The sequence below is a fragment of the Labilibaculum sp. K2S genome (genome assembly GCF_030372765.1).
GTDB lineage: Bacteria > Bacteroidota > Bacteroidia > Bacteroidales > Marinifilaceae > Labilibaculum.
Map to the genome: position 1 here is coordinate 131,515 of NZ_JAUCMW010000002.1, position 19,078 is coordinate 150,592.

18 protein-coding genes are annotated in these 19,078 nt (G+C 35.1%); 11 read left to right on the plus strand and 7 right to left on the minus strand.

From position 1 onward, the window contains the following. Nucleotides 1–71 precede the first annotated feature (71 nt). The 3 genes from QUH73_RS03475 to QUH73_RS03485 form a co-directional block, all read right to left on the minus strand. Nucleotides 72–2,063: a protein-disulfide reductase DsbD family protein gene (locus QUH73_RS03475; protein ID WP_289529092.1), complete on the minus strand. Its 1,992-nt coding sequence runs from the start codon at nucleotides 2,061–2,063 to the stop codon at nucleotides 72–74. A gap of 120 nt (nucleotides 2,064–2,183) precedes the next feature. Beyond that, complete coding sequence (locus QUH73_RS03480; RefSeq protein WP_289529093.1) at nucleotides 2,184–3,740, minus strand: Rne/Rng family ribonuclease; 1,557 nt, start codon at nucleotides 3,738–3,740, stop codon at nucleotides 2,184–2,186. Nucleotides 3,741–3,986: 246 nt separating this feature from the next. Then, nucleotides 3,987–4,271: an HU family DNA-binding protein gene (locus tag QUH73_RS03485; RefSeq protein WP_101259605.1), complete on the minus strand. Its 285-nt coding sequence runs from the start codon at nucleotides 4,269–4,271 to the stop codon at nucleotides 3,987–3,989. A 151-nt stretch (nucleotides 4,272–4,422) separates the two neighbouring features. Between QUH73_RS03485 and mutY the strand changes: the two genes are divergently transcribed. From mutY to QUH73_RS03510, 5 genes are all read left to right on the plus strand, one after another. After that, complete coding sequence (gene mutY, locus QUH73_RS03490; protein WP_289529094.1) at nucleotides 4,423–5,481, plus strand: A/G-specific adenine glycosylase; 1,059 nt, start codon at nucleotides 4,423–4,425, stop codon at nucleotides 5,479–5,481. Nucleotides 5,482–5,547: 66 nt separating this feature from the next. Next, the gene (locus QUH73_RS03495) at nucleotides 5,548–5,973 is read left to right on the plus strand and encodes a single-stranded DNA-binding protein (protein WP_289529095.1); all 426 of its coding nucleotides are present in this window, start codon (nucleotides 5,548–5,550) and stop codon (nucleotides 5,971–5,973) included. Between the two features lie 124 nt (nucleotides 5,974–6,097). Then, nucleotides 6,098–7,336 (plus strand): gliding motility-associated protein GldE, encoded by a 1,239-nt coding sequence (gene gldE / locus QUH73_RS03500; protein ID WP_289529096.1) that lies wholly within the window; start codon nucleotides 6,098–6,100, stop codon nucleotides 7,334–7,336. A 60-nt stretch (nucleotides 7,337–7,396) separates the two neighbouring features. Then, a complete protein-coding gene (gldD, locus tag QUH73_RS03505; RefSeq protein WP_289529097.1) occupies nucleotides 7,397–7,978 on the plus strand; it encodes a gliding motility lipoprotein GldD in 582 nt (193 codons plus the stop codon). A gap of 16 nt (nucleotides 7,979–7,994) precedes the next feature. Continuing rightward, nucleotides 7,995–8,636: a 4'-phosphopantetheinyl transferase family protein gene (locus QUH73_RS03510; RefSeq protein WP_289529098.1), complete on the plus strand. Its 642-nt coding sequence runs from the start codon at nucleotides 7,995–7,997 to the stop codon at nucleotides 8,634–8,636. 48 nt (nucleotides 8,637–8,684) lie between these two features. Here QUH73_RS03510 and QUH73_RS03515 read toward each other — a convergent pair whose 3' ends face one another. From QUH73_RS03515 to ychF, 4 genes are all read right to left on the minus strand, one after another. Further along, nucleotides 8,685–10,310: an alkaline phosphatase family protein gene (locus QUH73_RS03515; RefSeq protein ID WP_289529099.1), complete on the minus strand. Its 1,626-nt coding sequence runs from the start codon at nucleotides 10,308–10,310 to the stop codon at nucleotides 8,685–8,687. Nucleotides 10,311–10,435: 125 nt separating this feature from the next. Then, a complete protein-coding gene (locus tag QUH73_RS03520) occupies nucleotides 10,436–10,786 on the minus strand; it encodes a DUF190 domain-containing protein (protein ID WP_289529100.1) in 351 nt (116 codons plus the stop codon). Between the two features lie 12 nt (nucleotides 10,787–10,798). Further along, nucleotides 10,799–11,176: a fluoride efflux transporter CrcB gene (gene crcB / locus QUH73_RS03525; RefSeq protein ID WP_289529101.1), complete on the minus strand. Its 378-nt coding sequence runs from the start codon at nucleotides 11,174–11,176 to the stop codon at nucleotides 10,799–10,801. 151 nt (nucleotides 11,177–11,327) lie between these two features. Then, nucleotides 11,328–12,428, minus strand: a complete 1,101-nt coding sequence (gene ychF / locus QUH73_RS03530) for a redox-regulated ATPase YchF (protein ID WP_289529102.1) — start codon at nucleotides 12,426–12,428, stop codon at nucleotides 11,328–11,330. A 179-nt stretch (nucleotides 12,429–12,607) separates the two neighbouring features. Here ychF and QUH73_RS03535 point away from each other — a divergent pair, with 179 nt between their 5' ends. The 6 genes from QUH73_RS03535 to QUH73_RS03560 all read left to right on the plus strand — a co-directional run bounded on the left by QUH73_RS03535 (nucleotide 12,608) and on the right by QUH73_RS03560 (nucleotide 19,061). Next, entirely contained in the window at nucleotides 12,608–13,651 is a 1,044-nt protein-coding gene (locus QUH73_RS03535) for a transglutaminase domain-containing protein (protein WP_289529103.1), read from the plus strand. Between the two features lie 184 nt (nucleotides 13,652–13,835). Then, the gene (locus QUH73_RS03540) at nucleotides 13,836–15,212 is read left to right on the plus strand and encodes a vWA domain-containing protein (protein WP_289529104.1); all 1,377 of its coding nucleotides are present in this window, start codon (nucleotides 13,836–13,838) and stop codon (nucleotides 15,210–15,212) included. Between the two features lie 155 nt (nucleotides 15,213–15,367). Beyond that, nucleotides 15,368–17,428: a transketolase family protein gene (locus tag QUH73_RS03545; protein ID WP_289529105.1), complete on the plus strand. Its 2,061-nt coding sequence runs from the start codon at nucleotides 15,368–15,370 to the stop codon at nucleotides 17,426–17,428. Between the two features lie 151 nt (nucleotides 17,429–17,579). Next, nucleotides 17,580–18,137: an RNA polymerase sigma factor gene (locus QUH73_RS03550; protein WP_289529106.1), complete on the plus strand. Its 558-nt coding sequence runs from the start codon at nucleotides 17,580–17,582 to the stop codon at nucleotides 18,135–18,137. 62 nt (nucleotides 18,138–18,199) lie between these two features. Beyond that, nucleotides 18,200–18,574, plus strand: a complete 375-nt coding sequence (locus QUH73_RS03555; RefSeq protein WP_289529107.1) for a hypothetical protein — start codon at nucleotides 18,200–18,202, stop codon at nucleotides 18,572–18,574. A gap of 10 nt (nucleotides 18,575–18,584) precedes the next feature. Then, nucleotides 18,585–19,061, plus strand: a complete 477-nt coding sequence (locus QUH73_RS03560; RefSeq protein WP_289529108.1) for a hypothetical protein — start codon at nucleotides 18,585–18,587, stop codon at nucleotides 19,059–19,061. Nucleotides 19,062–19,078 lie beyond the last annotated feature (17 nt).

Sequence of the window (19,078 nt, forward strand, 5' to 3'; positions counted from 1 at the left end):
CGAACTACACCTAAACAAAAAAAGGTCGGAATGATTATTCATCCCGACCTTTTACAACAATGCTGTAATTTCTATTGTCTATTCTTAAATTCTTTTTTCCCGTTTTCAAGAAATTCAACAAATGCATCTGCATTTAAATCATAAGCTCTTGGTTCAACCAAAGTCTCCTCCGATTTATCCATAAGCACATAATAGGGTTGTGCATTGATACCAAATCGTGTAATTTGAAAATCGGCATATTTCTTACCTAAAGTCTTTTTCACTTTTCCATCGTAAGTTGAAGTAATCCAATCTGATTCCGGCAATGATTGCTTGTCATCAACATACAAGGCAATAATCACATAATCTTCTCTTAGAATTTTCTGCACCCGCGGATCAGACCAAACATTAGCTTCCATCTCACGACAATTTACACATCCGTGCCCCGTAAAATCAATAAAAATAGGTTTGTTCTGCTCTTTTGCACAGGCTAATCCTTGTTCAAAATCGAAATATCCTTTTAACCCATGTGGCAAATGAAGATACTCTGCATATTTAGGTGCTTCACAAATTTCCATAGCTGCAGATATATTGTTCGCCCCGGATTGATCGCGAACAATTGCAGAAATATCAAAATCCTGAGTTGTTTGTGGTGGCAAATAACCGGAAATCGCTTTTAAAGGAGCTCCAAACATTCCAGGAATCATATAAACAACAAATGAAAACGAGGCAATTGCCAGCATTAAACGTGGAACAGATACAAATTTAATATCACTATCGTGGCTAAACTTCAATTTACCCAATAAATAAAATCCCATCAAGGTGAAAATTACGATCCAAATACCCAAATAAATTTCACGATCCAGTAACCCCCAATGATAAGTCTGATCTGCAATACTTAAAAATTTTAATCCCAATGCAAGTTCTAAAAATCCTAAAATAACTTTTACTGAATTAAGCCAACCACCCGACTTTGGCAGATTATTCAACCACGACGGGAATATAGCAAACAGCGTAAATGGCAACGCAAAGGCAAGAGAGAAACCAAACATTCCTACAATTGGTTCCAAAACCTCTCCTCCAGCTGATTGAACCAAAATTGATCCAACAATGGGGCCGGTACACGAAAATGAAACCAATACCAATGTAAATGCCATAAAAAAAGATCCTGCAATGCCACCTTTATCTTCTTTTGCTACCGACTTATTTACAATCCAACTTGGCATCGTGATCTCAAACATTCCAAAAAATGAAAACGCAAAAAACAAGAATATTATGAAGAATAAGATATTTGGAATCCAATGAGTACTTAGCCAATTGGCAAAACTTGGTCCCAAAGTTACCGCGACAATGGTTCCTATAATAGTATAAATACCAATGATTGAAATACCATAAACAACAGCATTAAAAATTGCTTTTCGTCTGTTTTCTGAACTGTGCATAAAGAAGGAAACCGTCATGGGTATCATTGGAAACACACATGGTGTAAGAAGAGCGATTAATCCAAAAGAAAATGAAATAAAGAACAAAGACCACAATGAAGTATACTCCTTTCGAGGATTCTTCATCGGATTTATTTTCTCTTTCACTTTAGGAGTAGACTCAACTATTGAAGAAGTTTTGTCGACATTCAGTTTAAACTCAAAATCGGGTGTAAACATCACACACTCGCCTTCGCGACAAGTTTGATATTCCATTTCCCCCTTTACTGAAAATGCCGATTCGGATAGTAATTTTATTTTTTGTTTCAGAATTGCCTCACCAACAAAGTACCGAATATCCATTTCAAAAATGTCATCGTACTCCGATTTTGGCTTGGTGATCTCTTCCAAATCTCCAAGTAATTCATAATTATCCGACTCCGTAAAAGTTGTACTGAATCGAATCGGACCACCATCCGGGAAATGTTGGGAATAAAGATGCCATTCGTTGGCAATTTTGGCTGTAAAAACCAAATTAACTTCGTTGTTGCTAACTTGCTCTGTTGAAAAATCCCAGGATACCGTTTCACGAATTTGCGCCTGAACGGAGATAAGACTGCTAAGGAAAACTCCAAGGAATAAAGTAAGAAGTTTTTGTTTCATGTGCTATAATTTAAGTGCTTTAACGCATAAAATTAATATTATAAAGCACCTTAACAAAGGCTTTAACAAAATGATAACAAAGTTTCGAAACCCCTCAGATCATTGATTTTGTATACTTAATTATAACATCTCTATTTCCTGATTGTTTTTATCGAAAAATTTATAAACCAACATATCGTATGAAGGAATTTCACGTACAGAAAGTTTTATGCCAAATTCCGACTGCCATTTTCTACGCAATGTATTCCAAATCCCTTTGTTGATATATGCTGCAACAAAAGGATGTACTTTTAAAGTAAACTTCTTGTCATTTTGTTCATTAACCAGCCGCTTAAGATTTTGTTCTATCTGATCGGTAAGCAGAACCGCTGGAGTTATTTTCCCTGATCCTAAGCAAGTTGGACACACCTCTTGAATCTCAACATTCATTTCAGGACGAACACGTTGGCGGGTAATCTGCATCAAACCAAATTTACTCAATGGCAAAATGTTGTGTTTCGTATGGTCAAGCCCCATTATTTCTTTCATTTTCTCGAAAACTTTCTGTCGGTTTTCGGCAGAATGCATATCAATAAAATCAACGACAATAATTCCTCCCATATCGCGCAGGCGAAGTTGGCGGGCAATCTCCTCAGCCGCAGCTAAATTCACTTCTACTGCGTTTGACTCCTGATCGTTTCCTGCTTTGGAACGATTTCCACTATTTACATCAACAACATGAAAAGCTTCTGTATGCTCAATAATTAAATAAGCACCATTTTTGAAGGAAACGGTTTTCCCAAAAGAAGATTTAATTTGTTTATCGATACCAAGTTGATCGAAAATCGGCACATCACCAGTAATATGCTTTACAATTTTAGATTTCTCGGGTGCAATGCTTTCAATGTAGTTTTTAATATCTTTTGCTGCGTTAGCATCATTAATATAGATATTCTCGAATGAAGAATTCAAAATATCACGCAAAATAGCCGATGTTCTATCCATTTCCCCCAACACTAATTTAGGTGGATTTACATCTCTAATATGCTCAAAACCAGACTCCCATTTTTCCACAAGAGATCTTAATTCCTGATCAAGAGCAGCTACTCTTTTTCCCTCAGCAACCGTGCGAACGATTACACCATAATTCTTAGGCTTGATACTTTGAAGGAGTTTCTTTAGTCGGAGTTTCTCCTCGGCAGAGCTAATCTTTTGAGAAATGGAAACTTTATCTGAGAAAGGCATTAATACCAGATTTCTTCCGGCAATAGAAATTTCGGAACACAATCTAGGGCCTTTTGTCGAAATTGGTTCTTTTGCAACCTGAACAAGTATGTGTTGACCCGACTTTAAAATCTCGGATATTTTCCCATTCTTATCGATATCCGCCTCTAATTTCATTTTAGAGATGGAAAGATTACGACCATTTCGTGCCAAAGCTTGTTGCAAGAACTTACTTAAAGATCTAAATTGATGGCCTAAATCCAAATAGTGTAAAAAAGCATCCTTCTCATATCCTACATCAATAAATGCAGCATTTAGACCCGGCATTATCTTTTTCACTTTTCCCAGATAAATATCACCTACAGCAAACTGAAGATTACTTTTTTCCCTGGATAACTCAATCAGTTGCTTATTGCTTAATAAAGCAATTACAATTTCATTAGGGGTTACATCAATTACAAGCTCGTTACTCACTACTTTTTTTCTTATTTTTAATAAAGATAATCAGTTCTTACAAATAGATAAACCTAAAGTACTAAAAAGTTCTTTAGGTTTATTTATTTTGTTATTACAAACAATCAATTCAAAAGAATCTATTTCTTCTTCTTATGACGGTTTTTTCTTAATCTTTTCTTACGCTTGTGCGTAGCCATCTTATGTCTTTTTCTTTTTTTTCCGCTTGGCATATCTTCAATATTTTTAATTAATTACAATCTAAGACTACTTTACGTTAGTTTTAACTTTACTAACGAATGTTTTAGCTGGTTTAAAAGCTGGTATAAAGTGCTCAGCAATAATAATTGTTGTGTTTTTAGAAATGTTTCTTGCAGTTTTCTCTGCTCTTTTCTTAACGATAAAACTCCCGAAACCTCTTAAATACACATTTTTGCCTTTTACCAAAGAACCTTTGATAGTATCCATGAAAGCTTCAACAGTTTTTTGTACTGTAATTTTCTCAATTCCTGTGTTTTTAGAAATCTCGTTAACAATATCTGCTTTAGTCATCTCTTAAAAAATCTTTAATTATCAATTATTTACATCATCATTTTCTCAAATCAGAATGCAAATATATATGATTTCTAGCTATTAATGAAATCGAAAACAATTATTTTTACCCAAATTTGAAAAAAAATAAATCAGGACAAATATTTTCAAGATGCTTAGTAACCAAATCATAAGCTGGTATTTGCAAAACAAACGCGACTTACCATGGCGGGAAACAAAAGATCCGTATCAAATATGGATATCAGAAATCATGCTTCAACAGACCAGAGTAGCCTCAGCTATTGATTATTTTAATCGCTTTTTGAAACAATTCCCAACAATCTCCGATTTAGCTCAGGCTGAGGAGCAGGAAGTATTAAAACTATGGCAGGGATTGGGATATTATTCCCGGGCCCGGAATTTACATGCCGCTGCAAAAATTATTCAATTAGAATATCATGGTATTTTTCCAGACTCTTACAAAGAGATTCTTAAATTAAAAGGAATTGGCACATATACTGCAGCTGCAATTGCTTCATTTGCCTTCAATCTGCCACATGCCGCAGTTGATGGAAATGTTTATAGAGTTTTATCAAGACTATATGGCATTAACAAAGCAATTGACAGTACTGAAGGAAAAAAATACTTTCAAACAATCGCAAGCGAAACAATGGGAAATGCCATCCCAGAGATCTACAATCAGGCAATTATTGAATTTGGAGCTCTTCAATGCATTCCCCGTAGTCCTAAATGTGATATTTGTCCACTTCTCGCGAATTGCTTTGCCCACAACAATGCACAAGTTGATCAATTCCCCGTTAAATCGAAACAAATTAAGACTAAAAATCGATATTTTTACTATTTGTTTCTATCTTGTAAAAGTCGGTTTTTAATCGAAAAAAGAAAGAAAAAAGACATCTGGGAGAACTTGTTCCAATATCCTTTAATTGAATACGATAAACCTATTTCAACGAATGAATTGTTACGAACTTCTGAATGGAAAGAGTTATTTGGAAATATGGAATTGGTTATTCACTCTGTATCCGAAAATGTGATTCATAAATTAAGCCATCAAAACTTACACACGAAATTCATTCATATCGAAATGGATATCGATAAGATGAAAAATAAGTATGGATATGCAATTATTAATCATTCCGAAATATCGGAATACCCATTCCCGAAACTAATTGAAGATCATTTAAATAAAATGACTAAAAATAACCCATAATAACATTATGATCTTACAATAAGTTTGTATATTTACAACTATTGTTAAATTAAAAAAAATCAAAATATGTCAGTAAACAAAGTAATTCTTGTTGGAAATGTTGGTAAAGATCCAGAAGTAAAATATCTTGACAATGGTGTTGCCGTTTGCAACTTTTCATTAGCAACCAGCGAAACGTACAACAATAAAAATGGCGAAAAAGTTACCCAAACAGAATGGCACAATATTGTATTGTGGCGTAAACTGGCCGAAATTGCAGAGACTTACGTTAAAAAAGGAATGCAAATTTACATCGAAGGTCAAATTAGAACACGTAACTGGGAAGACAAAGACGGCGTAAAAAGATATACAACTGAAATTTTTGGTACCAGCATGCAAATGTTAGGCCGCAAAGCAGAAGGTGGTTCTGAACCACAAGGAAGTCCTGAAGTCGCCCAACAAACTACTTCTGACTCATCGGCAACAGAAGAAACGGATGATCTTCCTTTTTAGACATCCTATTTAAAACTAATTTCATACAAAATTGGAAACTGAAGAATTTACTAAACTTTTTTTTAGCAATACTGATATTGCTTTTTATTCTATAAGTATAAGTACCATTATAAGTTTGCTTATAATGGTACTTCTTTTGTTTTGTTCTGCGGTGATTTCAGGATCAGAAGTGGCTTTATTTTCACTTTCTCCACAAAATATTAATGATTTGGAAGCCGATGATAATCCAAAAAACAAAAAGCTTTTAAAATTACTGAGTCAACCGGAGAAGTTGCTGGCAACCATACTAATTGGTAATAATTTTGTAAACATTGGAATTGTAATATTATCCAGCTTTATCACCAATTCACTAGTCGATTTTTCTAATGCTCCTACATTGGGATTTGTGGTTCAAGTAGTGTTTATTACATTCTTACTTTTACTTTTTGGTGAAATAATCCCAAAAGTGTATGCAGCCCAAACTTCATTGAACTTTTCAAAATTTGTTGCTTACCCTTTATATTATTTAGAAAAAGTGTTTCAACCTCTTTCTATCGCACTTATCAAATCGACCTCGATCGTCAACAATCGTATTTCTAAAAAACAGAATATCTCGATGGTAGATCTTTCTCAGGCATTAGAACTAACTGCCGATGAAATATCTGAAGAGATGGAAATTTTGGAAGGAATCGTAAACTTTGGCAATATCAATGTTGAAGAAATAATGATATCCAGAATGGATGCTGTAGCCGTAGATGTTAGAACCAGCTTTAGCAAATTAAAATCGGTAATTATTGAATCTGGCTTTTCTCGAATTCCTGTTTTTGACAAAAGCTTTGACAATATAAAAGGAATATTATATGTGAAAGATTTGCTTCCTCATCATCATAAACCAAGTACATTTCGTTGGCAATCTCTTATCCGACCACCCTATTATGTGCCCCAGACAAAAAAAATAAATGATTTACTGGAAGAATTTCAAACTCAGAAAAACCATATGGCGGTTGTTGTTGATGAGTATGGAGGCACTTCAGGAATTATTACCATGGAAGATATTATTGAAGAAATAGTTGGAGATATTACCGATGAGTCGGATGATAATAAGGCTACTTTTACAAAAGAGGAAGATGGTTCCTACTTATTTGAGGGAAAAACATCCTTAAACGATTTCTTTAAAATTGTAGATATTAGATCGGATATTTTCGATGAGATAAAAGGTGATGCTGAAACATTAGCAGGTTTACTTCTTGAAATAAAAGGTGAGATTCCACAGAAAAAAGAAGAATTCAAATATAAAAAACATCGCTTTATTGTTGAAGCTGTAGATAACCGACGAATCAAAAAAATTCGTTTTATACTACCAAAACTCCCTGCGAATAAGTAATTTCGTATCATTAAATAAACAAATGTTCTTAACCTGCATTTGCGTCTACATCCACAACTTATGAAATTGTATCGAATTCTTTTAACCTTTCTTTTTGTTCTTATCGCTTTGGTGCCCATTTCGTGTAAAAAGAAATATACTCCCAAACCGAAAGCATATTTCCGAATTGATTTCCCTTCAAAGGAATATCAAAATTGGAATTCCGATTTTCCATACAGTTTCGATCTTTTATCGATGGCAAAAATTGAAGAGGATCCAAGTAAAGGAGCTGAGAAATACTGGATCAACATTCAATATCCCAAATACCATGCAACCATTCACCTTAGTTATAAAAATGTAAATAACAACCTGGAAGAGTATCTGGAAGATTCGAGAAAAATGGCATACAAACACTCCATTATGGCAGATGCTATTGCCGAACAGATCTATATCAATGATAAAGAAAAGGTTTATGGTATGATCTATCGGATTAAGGGCAATGCTGCATCATCGGTTCAGTTTGTTGCAACAGATAGTACAAACCATTTCTTAAGAGGAGCTTTGTATTTTCAGGAACATCCTAATCAAGATTCTTTAGCACCGGTCATTCAATTCATCGACAAAGATATTGTTCGTCTGATGGAAAGTCTGAAATGGAAATAAGTTAATATTGTGATTCATGCCAATTTGCAATCAAATACAAATTAATAATTCCTGCAGACTAATTGTTTGGAAAACCTCTGAACCTCTGGAAGAACTGCTGCAGATTGTACGCTTAACTCCCAACGAAGAAGCAAAACTTAACTCGTTCGGGAGTCAATCCCGTAAAATTGAATTTGCAGCAACACGTTGCCTGCTGCAATTGTGCTTAGGGGAAAATGTTCAGATTAAAAATGATGAGCATGGCAAGCCTCATCTTATCAATTCAGACTTGAACATTAGTATCTCTCATACGAAATCATACGTTGGTATTCTAATTGGAGACAAGCACTCTGTTGCATTGGATATGGAATATTTATCGGATCGGGTGAATAGAATTGCCTGTCGATTCCTTTCAGAAACTGAGTTAAATAATATTGAAGAAGAAAATAAGATCTTACATCTTTATCAGCATTGGTGTGCCAAGGAATGTTTAATTAAAATGTATGGAAAAAAAGATGTTCATTTAATCGATGAATTAAAGATTTCCCCTTTTTCTCCCGGTGACTCTACATTCTCTGGTCAGGTTTACAGAACAGATTTTTCCAAAACATATACGTTTCATTATCTGCTATTCGACAACCATTTATTGGTTTATTCCACAAAAAGAAACCAACAGTAGTTGAATTATCAATTACGATTGGCTTAATATCTATTAAAGGAAACTTTCCTAATTCACCAACTCTTCAATCGGATTTCCATCGCAACCGGAAGGAATCGAAATGTTCAGGAAACTTGAAATTGTAGGAACAATATCCTCAATATAAACCGATCGTGAAATTACCGACCGCTTAATTTTCCATCCGTACCAAAACAAAGGAACCTGATTGGTATAGGAATATTGCGCAATCTCATCACGTTCATCTTTTATTTTATGCATCCATCCTTGTTCCAACGTAAGCATTACATCACCCGATCGTTTTTGATTGAAAGAGCGTTGCACTTTTTGCAATATTCCATGTGTATAATTCGATTTCACCAAACTATTCGCAGTAGTAGTAGTTGCCACTCCCGAAAACTGAATTAAAAATTCAGCAGCCTTAATTTGCAGATCAATAATTGACAGTTTCGAATCTTCGATCAGCTGATGATTTAAATAAACCTGTTGCGAATCATAGCCTAAAACCCATTCTCCATTTCCATATAATATATTGAAATACGATTTTAATAAAGCAATTGCATTGTAAGTACTAAAGTAGCCGTTCGGAATATTTTGTTCTGAAAGATTCTCGGGCGTATAATTAGCAGATTGATCTGCAGTTACAAACACCAATACATTCTCCAGTCCAATCTGCTCATCTAAAAACGAAAGGAAATGTTCCAACTCCTGATCTAATCTGATAAAATTATCGATCATTTCGGGAGCAAAAGGGGACAAGTCTCTATGTTTCTCATCCAAACAGGAAAAGGTGACAGATAAAAAATCAGCATCATCATCTTTACCCAAATTCTCGTTAATAATAGCAGATATAGCAAAATCCTTTACCAACATATTCCCAAAAGGTGTCGTTTTAATCGCCTTGTATCCGTGCTCTCTCTTCTCCTTATTCAAATCGTAGAAAAACTGATTATTCAAACCAACTTTCCCAAGTAATTTATCAGACACACTCGGTGCATTTCCTTCATTAAAAGGTGTCCAAACACGATTTAGATAAAAATCAGCAAACTTTTTCTCATTAAATTCCTTCACCCAATTGTACAAGGTATCCTGGTAATACGATGATGTTATAAATTTCCCTGAAAGATCATCCATCCAATAAGCTCCGTCGGCAGCATGGCCGGCAGAAAACAAAGCTGATTCACAGTTTAAAGCCACACCAACCACTCTCGAACGAGAGTTGAACAACTTAATTTCGTCTCCTAATGTTGATGCCAGCATCTTTTTTGGTGAACTCCCCTTCTCTTCGGATTCTATTCCCACAAGTTTGGTTTCTGAATCCTCTTTCGCCAATTCAAGTTCTCCCGATAAGCGATTGTACCATCCGTTTGAAATAATACCATGAAAAGCTGGTGGTGTACCTGTAAATATAGAAGCATGATCGGGTCCTGTTTGAGAATACAAATAACTAAATTTAGCGTTTTTGCAATAGGTTCCCTGATTCATTAATCGTTTGAATCCTCCATCTCCAAGCAAATTTGAATAGCGAAAAAAATAATCGGCACGTAAATGATCTACAACAATACCTACAACAAGCTTTGGTTTTTCTGATGGGATTTTTCGCGTATTTTGTGCAATTGAAAATTGAATTGTAAATACTAGCAGTGCAAATAACAGGGTTCCGAATCTTTTATTCATTATCATTCTCGTTGTGGTTATTAACTATTGGCCACAAATATAATCGATTCGAGTTGATTAAAAAGAAATTGAATTTGATATTACAGGAACTTTAACATTTGTAGCTTAAACCAGCATTCAAACAGTTATTTTTTCCGAGGCTGATATCTGATTACATCGACTTGTTCCATCGTAATCATTCCTCCTCCACCCGATTTTTCAATTAACAGTTCAATAATGTGAAGAAAACCGTTAACTTTTTCTTCAGAGTCTACCACCTCAATAATAATTGGCAAATCATCTGATAAAGTAAATATTTTTGAAGAATGAATTCGTGAATTTGCTCCATAAGACATGATTCCCCGATGAACTGTTGCTCCTGCCAAACCATATCTTTTTGCACCGTAAACAATTGCCTCATAAAGAGGTCTTTGATAAACCTGATCGGCTTCTCCAACAAATACGCGAAGTAACTTGGCCTGACCTTTCAGTTTCATATGAATTTACGTTTAGAATAGTTTATGAATTTGTGTGCCAAAGTAAACTGCAAGTAATCCCAGAAATACACTTCCGGCCACATATACTGAAAGATACAAAAATCCACTGTCTTTTAAAAGATTAAGATTATCGAATGCAAAAGATGAAAAAGTTGTAAAACCTCCACAAAAGCCTACAGCTAGAAACATCCGCATTTCCGGACTCACCAAGTTATCCCGCTCCGCCAAGGAATATATTACTCCTATTATAAAACTGCCTACAATATTTACTGTCATGGTTCCTATTGGAAAAATGGTATCAAAATAACGATGAAGACCTTGTCCTACCAAAAATCGAGAGACACTTCCTAAAAAGCCTCCTATTCCTACCAATAAAACTGTACGAAACATGCGATATTAAAATTATATAATGAATAATTAGTAATGGGCAATTCAAAATCATTCCCGATGACAAAGATACTAATCTTGATTTAGATAAATAATGCAAAAAAAAATGACCGTTCAAATTGAACAGCCATTCATGTTTCATTAGAAAATTCAATTATACGTTGAATCGGAAGTGCATAATATCACCATCCTGAACTACATATTCTTTTCCTTCCACATTCATTTTACCAGCTTCCTTACAAGCTGCCTCTGAACCTAAGCTTGAAAAATCTTCGAACTTAATTACCTCTGCACGAATAAATCCTTTTTCAAAATCGGTATGAATAACACCAGCTGCCTGAGGCGCCTTTGCTCCTTTAGGATAGGTCCATGATCTTACCTCTTTTACTCCTGCTGTGAAATAAGTTTCAAGATTAAGCAATCTGAATGCTGCCTTTATTAATTTATTAACGCCTGGTTCCTTTAGACCTAAGTCTTCCAAAAACATTTGTTTCTCTTCGTAAGTTTCCAGTTCTGCAATATCAGCTTCGATACCGGCACCAACAACAATTACCTCTGCATTTTCATCTTTAACCGCTTCTCGAACCGCATCAACATGAACATTGCCATTCACTACAGATGCTTCATCAACATTACAAACGTATAAAATAGGTTTTGTAGTTAGTAAATGAAGATCCCCTGCTACTTTCTCATCAGCCTCGCTCAATTCAACCACACGCCCAGACTTACCTTGTTCTAAAGCTTCCTTATATCTTCCCAATACCTCAGTTAAACGAACCGCATCAGGATTTTTCCCAATTTTCGCCAATTTAGCCGCCTTTTGCAATCTTGCTTCAACAGTTTCTAAATCCTTCAACTGCAATTCAATATCAATGGTTTCTTTATCCCGGATAGGATTTACAGAACCATCAACATGAACAATATTGTCATCTTCGAAACAACGTAAAACATGTATAATCGCATTCGTCTCACGTATGTTTGAAAGAAATTTATTTCCTAAACCTTCTCCTTTACTTGCTCCTTTTACCAAACCAGCAATATCAACAATTTCCATTACCGAAGGCTGAACTCTTTGCGGATTTACCAATTCAGTCAATCTGATTAAGCGTTCATCAGGAATGGTAATTACTCCAACGTTAGGTTCTATGGTACAAAAAGGGAAATTTGCCGATTGTGCTTTTGCATTCGACAAACAATTAAATAAGGTGGATTTTCCAACATTTGGTAATCCTACAATTCCACACTGTAAAGCCATGGCTATTTATATATTATATGATTTGCTACTATTCAATTTTAAAAAATCTGTGCAAAAGTACATTTTAATTTTCGTTGTGCCAATTTTAAACTTTTATCTCCTAAATAAATGTTAAAGGATGAAAATCAGTAAATAGGCTATTTATATTTTCATTAGCTTTAAGCATAGGGCGTTTTACTATGTATAAAAAACTGGCAATCATTATTTTTTTAACATTGGTTTCTCTTGAGTTCATGCAAGCTCAGGAACCAGCATTCGGTAGATATAGAGATATTGACCGTCATGTAAAAAAAACACCCGACAGCTTATCCCGAAATATTGTTTTATTGCACAATTATTTAGTAGCTCCCGCAAAAAATGATGAGGACAAAATCCGGGCTTTTTACCTATGGATTATCTCTAATATAGAATATAAAGATCAGGTAGAATTACTATTCGACCCCAACCTGTTTTTTTATATGGGATCAAACAATTGCTCTTCTCCGGTTTGTGTTTTACAGAAAGGTAAAGCCGTTTGCGAAGGGTTTTCTAGGTTATTTGAATTTTTCTGTACCTATTCCGGATTTGAATCCTACAGCATTGGAGGATACATCACTAAAAATGGAGCCCTGCAAGATCGTGCTACTCATTCGTGGAATGTTGTTAAAATAAATAATGGATGGCGGTTTTTCGATTTAAGTTGGGCCAATGCCATACTCTACCATTCTGGAATTAAAAGCAAAATAAACGAATATTTTATGGTTCCTCCGGAAGAATTTATCTTAAGCCATTTACCTATTATCCCAATGTGGCAATTTTTAGAGAATCCAATTAGCTTGCAAATATTTAATTTGGGAGAAGAATCAATAAAGAACTATCTAAAGACTGCCCCAGCCAATTACAACCATGCCGACACCTTAACAAATTTTAAACAATTGTCTGCCACAAAAAAAAGTTTAAAAACAGCTCAGGAAATATACAGGACAAATCCAAACAATAAATTCAATCTTGCTATCGAATATTATCGATACGCCCGAAATATGCTCAGTTTTGATGGTGAAATAGATACTCTAAATTATTTTAGATTGATAAAAGCCAAAGAGAAAATGCAATTAGCAATTGATTTGTTTACATCCTCTTCTGACATCTCCGCACAAATTATGCTCTTGCAAATTAAAGCTGACCTGTCAAAAGTTGACAAGCTTATAAATTCGGCAAGCTCAGATATTAAGTATCTCAAATAAGCAACTTTTATCCTCTGTCTCGAATTTCACTATACGTCAAAATTTGTATGGAAAATAAAATAACAATTGATAATTAACCATAATACACCTATCATTAATTAAATTTAAAATTACAGGAACTATCGATTTTAATTCTTTAACACATTCCTTATCTTTACTTACTAATCAAAACAACCCCCTACTCTTGAAATCATACCTTGAATACTTCTCCATATTTTTGTTACTGCTGTTGTTTTCAAAACTGAGTATAGCTCAGGGATCACTTGAAAAAGCTGAAAAAACAAGAATATTATTTATTTTCGATGCTTCTCAAAGCATGAATGGATACTGGGAGGAATCAAAAAAAATAAATATAGCCCGTAAATTTTTGATTCAGATGATTGACAGTTTAGAATGTGAAGACAATGTTGAAATGGCTTTAAGAGTATATGGTCATCAAAGTGTTGTTCCTCCGCAAGATTGTAATGATACCAAACTGGAAGTGCCTTTTAAACCGGGTAATGCAGGAGAAATAAGACAAACCCTACGATATATTGATCCAAAAGGAACAACACCAATTGCTCATTCTTTAGAACTGGCTGCCAACGATTTCCCGGAAGTAAATTCCAATATCAGAAATGTAATTATTCTTATTACAGACGGTGTTGAAGCTTGTGCCGGCGATCCTTGTGCTGTTTCTCTGGAGCTCCAAAAAAGAGGCATCTACTTAAAACCATTTATTATCGGAATTGGCTTGGATGTTGATTTTAAAAGCAGTTTTGAGTGCATTGGAAATTTTCTTGAAGTAAAAAAAGAAGAGCGCTTCGGAGGAACTCTTGAGTATGTTATCTCGCAGGTTTTGAATAAAACTTCGGCGCAAATAAATCTAATTGATGCCAATGGTTCTCCTACAGAAACTGATGTTCCAATGACATTTTACAATTCTGTTTCTGATAAAGTAAGATACCAGTTTATGCATACCATGAATGCAAAAGGAAATCCTGATACATTATTCTTAGATCCATTGCTTACTTATAATATCACAATTCATACCATACCCGAATTGCATCGCGACAGCATTAAAATGATTGCGGGCAAGCACACGGTCATTGGATTTGATGCTCCTCAAGGAATGTTGAAAATTGAATGCCCGCGAACAACCATGTACAAAGATTTACAAATTCTTATCCGAAAAAACAGAGAAATTATCAATATCCAAACTCCAAATGAGATAACTAAATACCTTACTGGTAAATACGATTTAGAGGTTTTAAGCCTTCCCCGAATTTCAATTCCTGATGTTGAAATTAATCAAAGCAAAACAACCTCAATTACGATTCCGCAACCAGGATTGGTCACTATATTTAAACCAACAACCGGCCCGTGCAGCTTGTTTGTTCAAAAAGGAAACAAATTAGAATGGATTTACAACATCCCTGAAAAATTATTGAGAGAAACTTTAACTCTTCAACCGGGTATATATCATATCATATTCCGTAACAAAAACGCCTATCTGTCGCAAAGCTCAAAAAAAGCAAGTTTTGTTATAACATCCGGCAAATCAATACCTGTACACTTGTAATCATATTGATTTACAATATTCTAAATATTGCAAAAACCACAATTTAAAAGCTTTTATTAAGTGTTTACATGATGCTTAAAGGCATTTTTGTTTATCTTTGCATGAATTAATAAAACCTTACCAAGTTTTTATCATCTAAAATCTCATTTTCAAAAATGGATCTAAAAGAAATGAAAAACCAAGTGGATCTGACAGCAACTGACATGGCTGCGAATAATGTTCGTATCCTATCAGCAGCAATGGTAGAGAAAGCTAAATCCGGACATCCGGGTGGTGCTATGGGCGGAGCCGATTTTATCAACGTTCTTTATTCCGAATTTTTAAATTTTGACCCAACAGACATGAACTGGATTAATCGCGATCGATTTTTCCTTGACCCAGGTCACATGTCTCCAATGTTGTATTCCATTCTTTCCTTAATCGGAAATTACACAATGGAAGAACTTGCAAATTTCAGACAATGGGGAAGTCCAACTCCCGGTCATCCTGAAGTTGAAGTTGCAAGAGGTGTTGAAAACACTTCCGGTCCTTTAGGACAAGGTCATACAATGGCTGTTGGAGCTGCAATTGCAGAACGTTTTCTAGCAGCACGTTTTGGTGATTGGATGTCACACAAAATTTACACTTTCATTTCTGACGGTGGAATTCAAGAAGAAATTGCTCAGGGAGCTGGTCGAATTGCAGGTACTTTAGGATTAAGCAATTTAATCATGTTCTATGATTCCAATAACATCCAACTTTCAACCAAAGTTGAAGAAGTTACAGTTGAAGATACTGCTAAAAAGTACGAAGCATGGAACTGGAATGTTATTACGATTAAAGGAAATGATGCAACAGCAATTCGTGAAGCATTAGTAGCAGCTAACAACGAAAACGAAAGACCAACTCTTATCATCGGAAAAACCCTAATGGGTAAAGGTGCCGTTGATGTGGATGGCTGTAGCTTCGAAAATATGGTTTCTACTCACGGACAACCTTTAGGAGCAGCAGGTGCATCAATCGAAAAAACAATTGAAAACTTAGGTGGAAACCCTGAAAATCCATTCCAGATTTTCCCTGAGGTTCAAGAATATTACGCCGAAGTTCTAAAGAAAAAGCAAGCATATGCTTCTGCAAAAAAAGCTGAACAAGCTGAATGGGCAAAAGCAAATCCTGAATTGGCAGCTAAATTAGAGAAGTTTTTTAGCAAGGAAGCTCCTGAACTTGACTACGAAGCAATTGTTCAAAAATCAGGCGATGCAACTCGTTCTGCATCATCGGTTGTTTTGGCTGAACTGGCTAAAAATGTTGAAAACATGATTGTGTCTTCGGCTGATTTAAGTAACTCTGATAAAACTGATGGTTTCTTGAAAAACACCAAAGCTCTTGCTAAAGGTGATTTTTCCGGAGCGTTTCTTCAAGCAGGTGTTGCCGAATTAACTATGGCTTCTATCTGCAACGGTATTGCTCTTCACGGTGGTGTTATTGCTGCTTGTGGAACTTTCTTTGTATTCTCTGATTACATGAAACCTGCAGTTCGTTTAGCGGCTTTAATGCAGGTTCCAGTAAAATATATCTGGACTCACGATGCATTCCGCGTTGGAGAGGATGGACCAACTCACCAGCCAATTGAGCAGGAAGCTCAAATTCGTTTACTGGAGCAATTGAAAAATCACTCCGGACAAATGAGTTTATTAGCACTTCGTCCTGCTGATGCTGATGAAGCCACTGTAGCTTGGAAAATGGCAATGGAGAACACAAAAACTCCTACTGCTTTAATTCTTTCCCGTCAGAACATTACAGAACTTCCTTCAAAAGATAATCGTTATCAGGAAGCTCTTCAGGCTCAAAAAGGTGCTTATATTGTTGAAAAACCTGAAACAACTCCTGATATTGTTCTTTTAGCAAGTGGATCGGAAGTAGCAACTTTAGTTGAAGGTGCTAAGATCTTACGTGCTGAAAAAGGGTTAAAGGTGCAAATTGTATCTGTTCCTTCAGAAGGATTATTCAGAACTCAATCTGCAGCATATCAAAACGAAGTGATTCCTGCCGGAATTCCCGTTCTTGGATTAACAGCAGGTTTACCTGTAACTCTTCTAGGCTTGGTTGGCCCTCTTGGTAAATCAGTTGGGTTGGATCATTTTGGTTACTCTGCTCCCGCAAACATTTTAGATGAAAAATTTGGTTACACTGCAGAAAATGTTGTAAAAGAAGTATTAGCTCTACTTCAAAAATAATATACAATGCAAATAAAAATTATCCGGGATCATTTCGATTCCGGATTTTTTTTGATCCCAAATTAAACCTTTTACAAAGAAAATAGTCTTACCTAACGCATAACAAATGTGAAATAGCTATTTTTAAAATCCATTACTTGAATGCAAATTGATGAACAACAAATCTGACGAAGAAATACTGGAACTTTTTCGCGATAAGAATACGCAAAGTCAGGCATTTTCCTTCTTGGTGAAGAAATACCAGGAAAGATTATATTGGCAAATCAGAAAAATTGTTCTTTTGCACGACGACTCTGATGACGTTTTGCAAAATACTTTTGTAAAAATATGGAAAGGCCTACAAAACTTCAGATCCGACTCCCAATTGTTTACCTGGATGTTTCGGATTGCTACAAATGAGGCCTTAACTTTTATAAAAGAAAAGCAAAAAAAATATTTGGGATACTCAAATAGCGAAGTTGAAAATATACTTTTAGCAAACTTAGAGGCAGATCCTTATTTTGATGGAAACAAGGCTCAATTGGAATTGCAAAAAGCAATCCTGAAGCTGCCTGAAAAACAACGTTTGGTATTTAATATGAAATATTTCGATGATTTAAAATATAATGAAATGTCTGAAATTTTAGAGACTTCAGTCGGAGCCTTAAAAGCTTCTTACCATCATGCAGTAAAAAAAATCGAATCTCTTTTGAAACTAAACGAAGTGTAAATTAAACCAATTACTATTCAGACAGTCTAAATACTATAAGAAACATGAATAATCTGTCGAACATGAAAAACGATCAACCATTTAAAGTTCCTGTGGATTACTTTGAAAACCTAAGTGATCGGGTTCAGGAAAGAATTATAACGGAAGAAAATCCAAATAAAAGACTGTTACAAGTATTAAAACCATACTTCTGGATGGCAGCCAGCGTAGTTGGGATCCTTTTTATTGCTAAAATTGTACTGATCAATTCTGTTCCATCCGATTACAAAATTCAACAGTTTTCGCAAACAGAAAATACGGCTATTGATACTCAAAGTACAAGTCTGGATGAACTTAATTGGTTTTCAGATGAAAGCCCTGAGGCTACATCTGATGAAATAATCGAATATCTTTCTGATTTTGACATTGATTCAGAATCTTTATTAGCAAACTTATAACAGGCCAAACATGAAACAAATTTTAATCCTGTTAACACTTGTTGTTAGCTTTAGTTACTCAGGCATTGCACAGGAAAGAGAACACGGTATGCACGATCAGATGAGTGAACGATTTGCAGCTGAAAAAATCTCCTTCATTACTCAAAAATTAGAATTAACACCTGATGAGGCTCAATTATTTTGGCCGCTTTACAATGAATTGGAAAAAAAGAGGAAGGAAAACAGAGACCAAGGCAGAATTCTTTTCAGAAAACTACGCAACAACTCTGCAGAATTATCCGATAAAGAGTTAGGAGATTTAAGTGACGAACTGATTGAGCTTAAATTGCAGGAAGCAAAGCTTCAAAAAGAATACCATCTAAAATATAAAAAGATACTCTCCGCTAAAAAAATACTTACGCTTTATCATACCGAAAGGCAATTCCAAAACATGCTGTTAAGGCAAATAAAAGAACGGGGAAAACATCAACACGAAAACCAAGATTAAATACAATGGGCTGTAAA